We start from the raw sequence: 12949 nt of genomic DNA, 5'->3' as shown, positions 1-12949 counted from the left end.
CGTCATTTTCGCCTTGTCAGGGAATACAATATCGGGTATAATTATTTTATCAGTTTAAAACCTCAAGGAGGAACAATGAAAAAAACAGTCTTGATCCTGATGATGATGTTTCTAATCTCAGCGGTGTTCGCCGATACCGCCAAAATCGACTGGCTCACTGACTATCAGAAAGTCCTGCAATTGTCGGCAGAGAAAAACCTGCCTGCTTTCCTGGTTTTCCAGGGATCAGACTGGTGTTCCTGGTGCCAGAAGCTGGACAAGGAAGTAACTTCCCAGCCCGAATTTATCCAGTTTGCCAGTGTAAAATTCATCTGCATGTCAGTGGATTTCCCGAAACACACTGCTCAATCCCCAGAACTCAAAGCCCAGAATCAAAAACTCTCCAAACAATACGGTGTATCAGGGCTGCCCACTGTTAAAGTGATCGATTCCAAGGAAAAAGTGCTTCTGACATCCGGTTACAGGGAAGGTGGAGCTCAAGCATATGTGGATTATCTGAAGGCAAGCCTCAATCTGAGCAGTTCGAACAGAGGAGCCTGGCTGACGGACATGGAGCAGGCCAAGAAGCTTTCTGCTGAGAAGAATCTTCCGATCCTGGCCGACTTCGCAGGTTCAGACTGGTGCTGCTGGTGCAAGAAGCTGGACAAGGAAGTCTTCTCCCAGCAGGTATTTCTCGACTATGCCAAAAACAATCTGGTGCTCCTGCTGGTTGATTTTCCGGAGAGCAATCCTCTGCCGGCAGATCAGACTGCAGCCAACCAGGCATTGCTGGAAAAATACAAAGTTGACGGATTTCCTACAGTGATTCTGATGGACAAAGCCGGCACAGAGAAAGCCAGAACAGGCTACAAGGAAGGCGGTCCTGAGAAGTATATAGAACATATCAAGCAGTTACTCGGCCAGTAATAATAATAAGTAATTGTTTTTAATAAAAGCTGGTGCCAAACACCAGCTTTTTGTTTGAAGAATTTTTACCCAGCCCATTAGAATTTCACCTTGCTCTGGATATGTATCAGAGGTATAATTTACTTATAGTGGATATATAATAGCAATTAATTAAAAACATTTAAGGAGGGAAGATGAAAAGATCCTTGCTGTTCATGTTGGCATTTTTCATTTCCACTGTAATCGCCGCAGATACGGCCAAAATAGACTGGCTGACTGATTATCAGAAAGTCCTGCAGCTGTCTGCAGAGAAAAGAATGCCTGTGTTCATGGTCTTCCAGGGTTCCGACTGGTGTTCCTGGTGCCAGAAACTGGACAAGGAAGTGACTTCCCAACCCGAATTTATCCAGTTCGCCAATCAGAAATTCATCTGCATGTCAGTGGATTTTCCGAAACACACTGCTCAGTCTGCTGAACTCAAAGCCCAGAACCAGAAACTTGCCAACCAGTATGGTGTATCAGGGTTGCCCACAGTAAAAGTGATTAATTCACAGGAAGTAGTGCTCTTAACTTCTGGTTACAGGGAAGGCGGAGCTCAAGCTTATGTGGATTACCTGAAGAAAAACCTCACTCTGTCCAGCAGGGGCGAACCAAAAGGCGCCTGGCTTACTGATATGGATCAGGCAATGAAGGCTTCAGCCGAACGCGAACTGCCGATTCTGGCCGACTTTTCCGGTTCAGACTGGTGCGGCTGGTGCCAGAAGCTGGACAAGGAAGTTTTCTCGCAGCAGGTATTTCTTGACTATGCCAAGGACAACCTGATCCTTCTACTGGTAGATTTCCCGAAACAAAATCCGCTGCCTGAAGATCAGGCCGCTGCCAATGAAGCGCTCCTGAAGAAATACAATGTCCAGGGTTTCCCCACAGTGCTTCTTCTAGACAAGAATGGCACAGAAACAGCCAGAACAGGCTACAAATCAGGAGGAGCGGAAAATTACATCGCTCACATCAAGCAGCTTCTGAATAAAAAGAAGTGAAATTGAATTGACCGGGAAGAAAAAAAGCTGGTGTACACCAGCTTTTTTTTTACAATATTGGAAGTATACTATATCTAATCATTTGCCTGATTGAACATCAGTTTGACCAGTAAGGGAAGATGTAGGATGCATCCTGGGCTGTGAAGCATCTGGAACTGCTGCCGTCCAGATTCACTGCGAACAGTTGGTTCCTGTGGGTTTCGTTTAAAATCGAGACTACAGCCTGCCGTCCGTCAGGTGAGACAGTCGGGCAGAGTTCGCCGGCAGGATATTTATAGATCAGTTTGGAATTGGCTCCGCTAAGGTCCATCTGGTACAGGCCGCTGGTTGCTGATCGGTCATAAAGTCCGTAGAGGATTTTCTTCCCGTCAGGGGTCAGACAGGGAGAAAAGGCCATGCATTGGGATTTGCTGGTCAGTCGGGTGGTCTTGCCTGTCTGGATGGAATAGAGATAGATCTGATATCCGGCTCCCCGCTCGGACTGGAAGACTACTGAATTCCCATCAGGAGTGAGGCGTGGAAATGTATCAGGACCAGGGTTTGCGATCAGCCTGGTGACTCCGCTTCCATCGGAATTCATCAGATAGATATCAAAATCATTATCAGGCAGTTTCGGGTCAAGACCGCTCAACAGGATTTTCCCCCCGTCCCTGGAAATGCTGAGATCGTAAATTTCCTGATAAACAGGTGAAATCCTGGTCACAGCACCGGTTGCCAGCACGTGGGAATATACGGCAGTTTCTTTGTTGTAATCTGCGATGTAATAAAGGATTGTTCCATCCGGTGAGGTGCAGGGAGAGCATTCAATACCCGGCTGATTGGTGATCTGTTCGAGCGAACTGCCGTCAGGTCTGATCCTCCAGATCTCCATGTTCCGGTTCTGGTCATAGCGGTTGAAATAGATGTATCCTTCCTGAGCCGAAAGATTTGCTGCAGCGATCATGAAAATCATAAAAATGATGATAATTTTGCTCATTCAGATCTCCAGATTATTTTAAATAATTGTACTGGATGATGCCTGAAAAGTCAAGCAGAAATCTTGATTTTCGGTTGACAAATATCGTTAGAATCTAATTTATCAGTCAGTAAAAGTAATTGAAACATTCCCGGTCAGAATCAGTTTCAGCCAGTTCCAGCCTTGAGGAGGGTAGTATTTCATCCTGACACCGAGCACCCACCAGCGGTCCGACCAGTTGGTGGCTCTGGAAGCCGGTCTGCAGTTGGTCCAGTCATCTCCCCATGATCCACCCCTGACTACGTGCTTTTCACCTGTGTCCGGACCGGTGGGATCAAGGCGGGTTTCGCTTGAATAAGGCAGGCCAGGGGCATACCAGTCCGAGCACCATTCAAAGACATTGCCGAGTATGTCATAAAAGCCCCAGGGATTGGGCCTGTATTTTCCGACTGGAGCTGTTGTTTCAAAGCCGTCGTCCTTTGTCAGGTCAGCCCAGTGGAAGTCGAACCTGTGGAAAATAGAACTCTGGCCTGCATTGAGATCAGCGAAATTGCAGAATGAGGCGATTTCAGCGCTGGAATCCCCCCAAAAGAATTGAGTATGAGAACCGGCCCTGCAGGCATATTCCCATTCCGCCTCAGTCGGAATTTCGAAATTTCCCCGACCGAGTTTGTCTAGCCTGGATGCAAATTCGTAAGTTTCTGCCCAGGTGATCCGTTCAACCGGGCGTTCAGGTGAAGCAAAGCCGCTGGGATTTTCATCCATCACTGAGAGCCACTGCTGCTGAGTGACTTCATATTTTCCAAGGTAATAAGGCCTGGTAATGATGACTTTATGCTGCGGATGCTCATCGTCCCTGCCCTCGCCTTTGGGGGAACCCATCTGGAATTCTCCAGCCCTGACCAGAATGAAATCCATAGTTCCGCTGTCAGAAATTCTGACTCTGATTGCAGCTGGCTGCTTCACAATCTTAAAGACTTGAATTGAAAAAAAAAGGAGCATCGCGACGAACAGGATTAAAAGAATTCTTTTTTTCATCATTGAATATATTTCTGGAATTTTTTCGGCACATACCATTTGTCGAGATTATAAAGTATGCCGCCCGGTGTAATCCTGATTCCGAAAAATCTTCTGTCTACAGCCAGGATTTTATCAGGGGAGAAGAGAAAAGTGGCAGGCGTCTGATTGACGATCAATTCCTGGATTCTGTGAAAAATCATTTCCCGCTCCTGCATGGATGAAGTGTTACGGGCCAAAACCCAGAGCCTGTCAACCTCTGTGTTCCTGAAACCAGAGTAATTCTCGCCGGTATTTCCAGAGGCAGGGATGGAGTCTGTCGTCCAGTAACGGGATTGCAGGTCAGGCTCATCACTGTATTTAAAGTATACCAGAGCAGCGTCGAAATCCCTGCTGACAAGTTTTTGGATGTTTTTCTCAGCGGAATTGATCCTCACTGCCACTTCCACTGATTCCCAGTCTGATTTAACCTGAGCGGCTATTTTTGGCATGAATTCGTCTTGCGGATCCAGGCAGAGCTCAATCGAAAGAGTCTGTCCATCCTTTTTCCGGCCCCCTGCTTCTGTAATCCAGCCGGACTCATTAAGCAGCAGACTGGCTTCGCTGGTTGAATAGCGCTGAACTTCCCCAGTTATGTTCTCAGCCCAGTCTCCAGGTATGAATGGACCATTGACCAGTCTGCCAGATTCATAGAAAATCCTGAAAGCGATTCTCTTGCGGTCGAGGGCGGTGTTAAGGGCATTCCGAAGACGGAGATCCTGGAAAAAGGGTCTGTCCAGATTGTATAATATACAATAATACCCTTTAAAATCGGTGTAGTGGTAAACATTGTATCTGGACATGAATTCGTCGGATGGCGTCCTGTTGAGATATTGATCCAGGGTCAATTCAGTCATGTCGATTTCATGCCTCATCAGGGCGAGGAAGGCGGCACTGCCGGAGTGATCAGGAATGAATCTGAAAATCTGGGATCCAAGATATGGAATGCTTCCGTGGAACTGATCAAAAGCGGTGAGTGTGATTTTTTCGCCGGAACTGAATTCCTGTAATTTGTAAGGACCTGTTCCCATCAGCAGCTGACTGTAGCCTACAGTATCTTTTTTGGATTCGAAAACATGCCTGGCCAGGATTTTGACAGTCCAGTCGTTCAATGCCCATGGCCATGGCTCCCGGTATCTGGCGATCACTGTATACATATCAGGGGTCTCAAGGGTGCTGATACGGCTGAAATGGTCATACAGTTCAGTGCCCTGCATTTCCATGACCTGTCCATAGGTGAATAAGACGTCGGCAGAAGTGAAATTCTCAAGGTCATGCCATTTTACATCGTGTTTCAGCCGGAAAGTCAGTGATCTATCTGCAATCTCGAAGGTCTCAGCCAGGTCGCAATTGAATCTGCGGTCAGGCCCCTTGCTCAGCAATCCGCAGAAAATCTGGTCAGTCACCACTCCTGATGCAGGATCATGGTTTGAAAAAGGATCCAGAACTACCGAGACAGTGTCGAGGGCAATCACAATCGTATCTCCATAGTCAGGAGAAAGATCCTGATTTTCGGTTTTCACAACTGAAACAGGAAAACCGGTTGTCTGGATTGGTTTGCTGCAGCCTGAACAGAGCAGAGTCAGGCAGATAAAAAGGGCAGCAGCTTTAATCTGAATCATTCTGGAATTATAAACTATTCAAGTCTATTTACTCTTCCAGCAGATGCCGCGGTGAGTAAGCCCTTTTGTCGTGATCAGCCTGATGATCGCACCATTGACATCAAGCAGAGTGACATTCTCTCCCTGTGTAGCGCCACCGTGGATTACGGCTATGCATTTGCCATCCGGGGAGACTGCGATATCAGCGATCTTTTTTTCCGGGTCTTTCCAGAAAACAATTTCAGTCTGTCCCTCGGCCCCGCTAGGATCGATGGAGAAAAGTCCGACCTCGTTGCTGACAAGGTTTTCCAACGCGAAGATTACCTTGCCGTCAGGGCTGAATGTAGGAAATTTATAGGTACAGTTGGCCGTAGTGTTTTTAGTGAGTCTGGACTGGTTGGTTCCGTCAGAATCCATAATGCCGATATCTGAGCAGTTGGGTAATACTACGTGGCTGATGGGATAGACAAGTCGTGTCCCGTCCGGAGAGAATCTTGCTCCGCCGGCTTTCATGATCTGGCCGTGGTCTGCGATGCGCGTGAGGGAAGAACCGTCTGTGGAGCAGGTATAATAACCCTCTCCAGATGAGCCTGATCCAAGGAAAATAATTCTGCCGTCAGAAGATATGTCGGGATAGAATGAGAGGTTGAATTTGTCGGCATTGAGCGGTGGAGCATCAGGCCTGACCTTGAGCAGCAGTTTGGCGTCCGGAGTTCCCGGGTTCAGCCATTCGCTGAACACGATTGCCTGGCTTTTGGAAACAGCGAAAGATTCGACAACTGCTTCTCTGGAAGCCATGATCGCAGGATCCCCGCCCAGTGGGTTGATCATGGATACAACACTCAGATTGGATCCCCTGGTGGAAAGCAGAAAAATGAAGGAATCTGCTCGTGTCACCGCATGCAGTTGTGCTGAAAAGACAGTCAGTACAGCAAGAATTGCAAAGAATCTCACGGAACCTCCTAAGCCTTTTTTAATCATTTATGCAGGCAGCAAGGCAAATTTTGAAATCTAGATCTATCTTAATTATATTCGGATTCGAAGACAGGTTCAACTGATTTTGAATACGACCAGTGCTAAAATTATACTTGGAGTCAGCGCCGGGAATTGATAGACTGTTTGTATCTTCAAAGAGGCGGACCTGTGCGTAAATTATTTCTCGTCCTGGTCACATTGAACCTCTGCCATCTATCTTTCGCGCAAAACAAGGAAGAACTGATTGAAATCCGCAGATGGGAAATGGAGATGGTGAATGCGCCTTCCATTGAAGTCATCGACCTGGTTACGAGGATGACCAGAATGCCTGATGCCACTTCGGAAATTATCAACTCAGTCAGCATTCAGAATGAAGACAGCGGGTGCATAAGCGTGACCCTCGACACGACAGCTGCAGAGCATTACTTGAAGAGCGGACACTCACTATTTGACAGGGGGAAATATTCTGAAGCCCTCAAGGAATTTTACTGGGCTGAGCGATATTATCCATATACTTCAGAGGTGTATATCCAGCAGGGCAAGACTCTCATTTTCCTGCGGAAGTACCCGAAAGCAAGGGAAGTTCTGGAAAAAGCGCAGTCAATCGATGCCGGTTCAGCCAGGATTCAGTTCTATCTCGGCCTTGCATATTCACTGGAAGGTGATTATCAGGCTGCTCTGGAAAAATATTCCAGGGCTTCGGAAATTTTCCCGGACTTCCCTGTGGTTTACTTCAACCGAGGGATTGCGTATGAGAAGCTTCACGAGCCAAAGAAAGCAATCGACGATTTTTCGAGAAGCATTGACCTGCAGCTGGATTTTCTGCCTGCCTATCTGAATCGGGGGAATGCGCTGGCCGAAATTCGATCATATCAGGCTGCCATCAACGATTATTCTGCTGCCATCACACTGGACAGCAGTGAGACCAGAGCCTATTTCAACCGCGCTCTCTCTTTTTATGACGATAAAAATTATCAAGCTGCCATTGCCGATTATTCCACAGTTCTCAATTTCAATCAGGGAGATTTCAAGTGTTACCTGCTGCGGGGCCTGGCCGAATCTGAAGACGGGGATTTTCAATCAGCAGAGTCGGATTTTAACAGATTTATCCGCTTCAATCACAACTATGAATTTGCTTATTTTGTACGGGGAATGTCAAGATTTCAGCAGAGCAACTATCACGGCGCGATCGAAGATTTTACCAAAGCTGTCCAGATCGATCCGGATTATGCAGAAGCATATTTCAGAAGAGGCTTGGCATTTGATGCGTTGAAAAAGTTCCAGTCAGCAATCCTGGATTATTCCCAGGAAGTCAGGCTGGATCCGGATCAGCCGGAAGCCTGGATCAGGAAAGCAGCCGATCACTTCAAGCAGCTTCAATATACAGAGGCAGTCAGTTGTCTTGACAGTGCACTGGCGCTTGCTCCGGATTCCCTTGAAATCCTTCTCAAAAGGGGTATTTCCTATCACAAAATGGGGAAATATTCCCAGGCGGCGGATGATTTTTCCAGAGTGATTGAGCTGGATCCTGAAGAGGCTTCGGCATATTACCAGCGGGGTAATGCTTATTTCAACATAGGGAAGAACGAATTGGCGATTGAGGATTTCAGCAGAGTCGCAGAACTTGACCCGGGATTTCCTTATCTATACTGTGTGCGCGCACTTTGCTACGAAAAGCAGGGCAGGACAGAGGAAGCCCAGGCGGATTGGGAAAAGTATTCAGGAAAGCCGACTAAAACCAAGAACAGCACAGACAACAGTTCTGACGACCAGACCCCGCCACATGGCTCTGGTCATGGCCCTCCCCCCGGGCACTAGAACCCATTTCATAAGTCTGCGTCACCGCGTTGCCTTGCACATGCAAGCATTTCGAGGCCATCCGGTCGAAGGTGATGCGGCGCATCATCAAGACCGGATAACGAAGAAATGCGTAGCCTGTGCTGGCAACCCACCGGGTTCGGGCTGCAAAATTCAAAAGCGTCGTTGCGGTTCGTCGGAAATGCACCACATTCCCTTCCTCACCGCGCCTAGCTTTTGAACTTCGGAGCTCCGAACGCGGCTGACGCAGACTTATGAAATGGGTTCTAAGAAAAACAGGAGGACATCAAGATAATGTCAGGAAAAAATATGAAATTTATACTGCTCTATGATATAATTCCACAATGCTGAAAGTATTAGTGGAAAAGACTGAGGAAGCCCGGGACCTTCCTCTTCCTCAATATATGACAACTGGTTCTGCCGGGATGGATCTTTACGCCTGTGTACCGGATATCGAGTACCTTGAACCTGGTCAAACCATGCTGATATCAACAGGGTTAAGAATCTCACTCCCTATAGGGTACGAAGCTCAGATCAGACCACGTTCCGGGCTGGCTTTAAAAAACCAGGTGACCATTCTGAACACCCCCGGGACAATTGATTCTGATTACAGAGGTGTAATTGGAGTGATTCTGATCAATTTCGGCAGCCGGACTTTTGAAATCAAGCGCGGAGCCCGCATCGCTCAGATGGTGATAAACAGGGTGGAAAGAATTGAATGGGAACAGGTCGATACCCTTGACATGACTGAAAGAGGCAGCGGTGGATTCGGACATACCGGCGAACAGCCGCACAAATCCTGATGAAGAAAAACGAAGAGCTTTTTGATTTTCTCAAGTTTGAAATCCTGGGACTTCTGCTGATCGGTTCCGCGGTCCTGATCCTGACCACTTTTTTCCTTGAAGGTGACGGTTTTTTCTATCAGCTGATCAACCGGATTTATACTCTGACAGGAAGTTCAGGCATTGTCTTCTGCTCTTTCCTTTTATGGAACATGGGATTCTGCATTTACCGCAAGGAAAAAATCCATGAACCTTATCTTAAAGTACTTGGATTCGCACTGCTCCTGATATCTCTGCTTTCACTCACGGAACACTGGAAATCCGGCGGGCTGATCGGATATTACCTGGATCAGGGATTTACCAGGCTTTTTGGCCATTACGGCAAACTGATCGTGATCGCCACTCTGATGATCAGTTCTCTGCTCCTGGTTTTCGAAGTCCTTTTTTCAGAAATACAGCTGAAAGTACTGAATTTCTGGAAACAATTTTTTAAGTTTACAGACAGAAAATACGATGCGGAAAAAACCTTTGAAGCCTTGCTGCCTATAGTTGCCGATGCGCACCTGGAAGAGGAGACAGGCGAGGAAATATTTGAAGAACCTGAAACAGAAAATTCAGAAATCACTCCATTGGATGAAATTCTGCCTGCTGCCGGCAATGAATCACAGCCTGTTTACATGCCCCCGCCGCTTGAACTGCTTACTCAGAAAAAAAAGATCAATCTCGAAAATTCAGAGAATATCCGCAAGAAGGGCTGCCTGCTGATTGACAGTCTCAAACAGTTCAACATTGTGGCAAGCATTCTGAATACCACTCAGGGTCCCGCGGTTACACGCTACGAACTTCAACCTGCCCCCGGAGTAAAAGTGGCCAGGATCGTGAGTCTGGCCAACGACATCAGCCTGACCCTGGCTTCTTCATACATCCGCATCGAAGCCCCGATTCCTGGAAAATCAGCGATCGGAATCGAAGTGCCGAACGAGATCCGCGAGAGTGTCGGTCTTCGTGAAATTATTGAGAGCAATGAGTTCCAGAAGCAGGACTCCCCCCTGACTTTAGGATTCGGCAAAGGTCTGGGCGACAACATCGTGGTCTGGGACCTCAAGCAGCTGCCTCACGCCCTGATCGCCGGAGCCACCGGCTCAGGGAAGAGCGTATGCATCAATACAATCATCTGCAGCGTGATCTACAAGGCAAGCCCCAGGGATGTGAAATTAATCTTGATAGACCCTAAAATGGTGGAATTGAATATTTACCATGACATACCCCATCTGATGACACCTGTGATCACAGACGCCAGGGACGCAGCTTTTGCCCTTAAATGGGCTGTGGACGAAATGGAACGCAGATACAGACTTTTATCCTCGCTGCAGTTCAGAAACATCGAGTCTTACAATAATTACCTTGAAGAGAAAAAAGCCCATGACGAGGAAATCGAGCTGGAAAAACTGCCCTATATAGTGATCGTGATTGATGAACTCGCAGACCTGATGATGATCGCCAAAGACGCAGTCGAGCAGTCAGTCTGCCGGATTGCACAAAAAGCCAGGGCTGTCGGGATGCATCTGGTCGTGGCCACCCAGCGACCGTCAGTAGATGTAGTCACAGGCCTGATCAAGGCCAACCTGCCGTCCAGAATAGCATTTTCAGTCACCAGCCAGATTGACTCGCGCACCATCATCGATTCCAAGGGTGCGGAAAAACTGCTGGGCAAGGGCGACATGCTGTTCATGCCGATCGGCAGCAGCAAGCCGATCCGTGTTCAGGGAGCATTCATCAGCGAAAATGAAGTGAAAAAAATCACCGATTATCTGAGGAAAACCGGCTATCCGGATTATGTCTCTGATGTCACACAGGAACGCAGCCTGGAAGAGAAAAAAGGTGAAGGAGCGTTCAACCCGGAATACAACGGAAAAGACGAATTTCTGGATGAAGCCATCTGCCTGGTAGTGGAGAATAAGCTCGCCTCAGTTTCGATGCTGCAGCGGAAGCTCAGTGTGGGGCACGCCAGGGCTGGCCGTTTGATGGACATCATGGAGGAAATGGGCATAGTCAGCGCCCAGAATGGAAGCAAACCTCGCGATATTCTGATAGACAAATCTGATCTGGACAACTTTGTTAAAAAAAGGGAGGAAGCATAAATGGAACTTTTTCAATGCCCGTTCATGGCTATGAATGACAAAGAGGGAAACATCCCCAAGGGCTGCCTCCATGAAAAATGCAGCTTCTATGATCTGAGCCGCACGGATTGCGTGTTTTCCCTGATCGGCAAGGCTTCCACCGAATACCTCAAGAACATCGAATCAGCAAACCTCGAGCGGGAGTTGTCCAATCTCCGTCAGGAATCGGAAAATTACCTTCTGAATGAAAAACGAGAGAAAGCCCAGATCTTCCTGTCCCAGGCCGAGAAATATTTCTCTAAAAATATTTTCGAGACTGCTCTTTCCGAATACCGGAAAGCGCAGACCATGGATGAACGTAATCTCCAGGCTCTGACTGGGATCGCCGATTGTTACAGCAGAATGAAACGCCACGACCTCTCAATCGAATATTACAAACGTATACTGACCACAGTGCCTGACAACCCGGAAATCGCGGACAGGATGCTGTGCGAATACGGACAACTATACAGGGAATACAGCCAGAGGCACGAAGTATATAAGCAGATTATCGAAAAATTCAAGAATTCCCTGTCCAAAGAACCTGACAATTTCATGTCCAACTATTCCCTGGGGCTCAGTTTTTACTATTTTACTCCTGAAGCCGACAAGGAGATCATGGTTTCCTCCATGCAGGAAGCCGAGAAATATCTGAAAAAGGCGATCCAGATCAGCCCGGACAAGCAGTATCCTCATTTTTCCCTGATCAAGGTCCTGATGAAAGAGTATGAAATTGGTAAAAATACGCTTCAGGAAGCCTTGAACATTGCCAAGAAAGCGGTAAAGCTGGTCCCTACGTATTACCCCGGTTATTACGAACTGGCCCGCGTTTATTCCCTGATCAAGACCGAAGAATCAGGTTCGGAAGCCATCAAGCAGATGATCATTGCGATTAAACTGTCCGAAGGACATGGCGAATATTCCGCTTTCCTGGGTGACCTTTACTGGGATAAATGCCTGTATCACAAAGCCCTCGAAGCTTACGAAAAAGCACTGGAACTGAATTACCTGAATCACAGGATGCTTTTAAAGCTTTCTAAAATCTATGATTTCAATTTCATGTACGGCAAAGCGCTCCACAGTCTAAAATCAGCGCTGGATTATAAATTCTGCCCTGAAGTACTTGAAGATACATCAATTCTCTGCCTTAAACTCGGTGATTTCGATGAAGCTGTTAAAAATCTTCTGAATTCACTAGAGCATTTTCCTGATTATGAAGCTGCCTATCCCAGGTTTTTCGAGCTGCTGTCCAGAGAGCAGATGTCCGAGAAGCGAGTAAGGATCCTGGCCGATCTGTCAAAGAGAGCCAAGACCAATCCAGCCTCGCTGTTTTCACTGCTTTTCCACGGCTACCAGAGCATGTATCTGGATGCTGACAGGGAAAAAGGCCTGTCTGCAGCGGCCGCCAGCTTCCACAGGGCGATCACGGTTTATCCTGAATCCCCGTCAGGCTATCTGGGGCTTGCCCGTTCCGCAAAAACCCAGGGGGATCTGCTGGATGCCATTGACAACTTGAAAAAGTTCCTGCAGATTGATCCGCAGAATTCGGCGGTGTATGAGAATCTGGCCGACCTTTATCTGAAAAATGAGGATGCGGACAATGCAAGAAAACACTATGAGAAGCTGCTTGAGCAGAATCCCAGATACCCAGTTTTCCCAAAACTTTATGATGTCTATCTGC

10 protein-coding genes are annotated in these 12949 nt (G+C 47.4%); 6 read left to right on the top strand and 4 right to left on the bottom strand.

The annotated features are described in order from the left end of the window. Positions 1-75: 75 nt before the first annotated feature. Positions 76-906, top strand: a complete 831-nt coding sequence (locus PHW04_10970; protein MDD2716399.1) for a thioredoxin family protein — start codon at positions 76-78, stop codon at positions 904-906. 173 nt (positions 907-1079) lie between these two features. Beyond that, positions 1080-1922 carry a thioredoxin family protein gene (locus PHW04_10965; GenBank protein MDD2716398.1) on the top strand — a complete coding sequence of 281 codons (843 nt, stop codon included), beginning with the start codon at positions 1080-1082 and terminating at the stop codon, positions 1920-1922. Between the two features lie 97 nt (positions 1923-2019). Here PHW04_10965 and PHW04_10960 read toward each other — a convergent pair whose 3' ends face one another. From PHW04_10960 to PHW04_10945, 4 genes are all read right to left on the bottom strand, one after another. Continuing rightward, the gene (locus PHW04_10960; protein MDD2716397.1) at positions 2020-2898 is read right to left on the bottom strand and encodes a hypothetical protein; all 879 of its coding nucleotides are present in this window, start codon (positions 2896-2898) and stop codon (positions 2020-2022) included. A gap of 102 nt (positions 2899-3000) precedes the next feature. Next, the gene (locus PHW04_10955; GenBank protein MDD2716396.1) at positions 3001-3915 is read right to left on the bottom strand and encodes an SUMF1/EgtB/PvdO family nonheme iron enzyme; all 915 of its coding nucleotides are present in this window, start codon (positions 3913-3915) and stop codon (positions 3001-3003) included. Then, entirely contained in the window at positions 3915-5555 is a 1641-nt protein-coding gene (locus PHW04_10950; protein ID MDD2716395.1) for an ABC transporter substrate-binding protein, read from the bottom strand. Before PHW04_10950 ends, PHW04_10955 begins: the two co-directional genes overlap by 1 nt. 24 nt (positions 5556-5579) lie before the next feature. Further along, on the bottom strand, positions 5580-6488 hold the full coding sequence (locus tag PHW04_10945; protein MDD2716394.1) for a hypothetical protein: 909 nt from the start codon (positions 6486-6488) through the stop codon (positions 5580-5582). A 189-nt stretch (positions 6489-6677) separates the two neighbouring features. Between PHW04_10945 and PHW04_10940 the strand changes: the two genes are divergently transcribed. The 4 genes from PHW04_10940 to PHW04_10925 form a co-directional block, all read left to right on the top strand. Continuing rightward, positions 6678-8327 carry a tetratricopeptide repeat protein gene (locus tag PHW04_10940; protein MDD2716393.1) on the top strand — a complete coding sequence of 550 codons (1650 nt, stop codon included), beginning with the start codon at positions 6678-6680 and terminating at the stop codon, positions 8325-8327. A gap of 347 nt (positions 8328-8674) precedes the next feature. Further along, complete coding sequence (dut, locus tag PHW04_10935) at positions 8675-9130, top strand: dUTP diphosphatase (protein ID MDD2716392.1); 456 nt, start codon at positions 8675-8677, stop codon at positions 9128-9130. Continuing rightward, on the top strand, positions 9130-11250 hold the full coding sequence (locus PHW04_10930; protein ID MDD2716391.1) for a DNA translocase FtsK: 2121 nt from the start codon (positions 9130-9132) through the stop codon (positions 11248-11250). The genes dut and PHW04_10930 overlap by 1 nt, the downstream gene beginning before the upstream one ends. Continuing rightward, positions 11251-12949 (top strand): tetratricopeptide repeat protein (locus tag PHW04_10925; GenBank protein MDD2716390.1); only part of this gene is annotated, 1699 nt, incomplete at its 3' end.

The sequence above is a fragment of the Candidatus Wallbacteria bacterium genome, from assembly GCA_028687545.1.
Taxonomy (GTDB): domain Bacteria; phylum Muiribacteriota; class JAQTZZ01; order JAQTZZ01; family JAQTZZ01; genus JAQTZZ01.
Note: the sequence above shows the minus strand (reverse complement) of the source record. Positions and strands in the feature narration are given on the sequence as shown.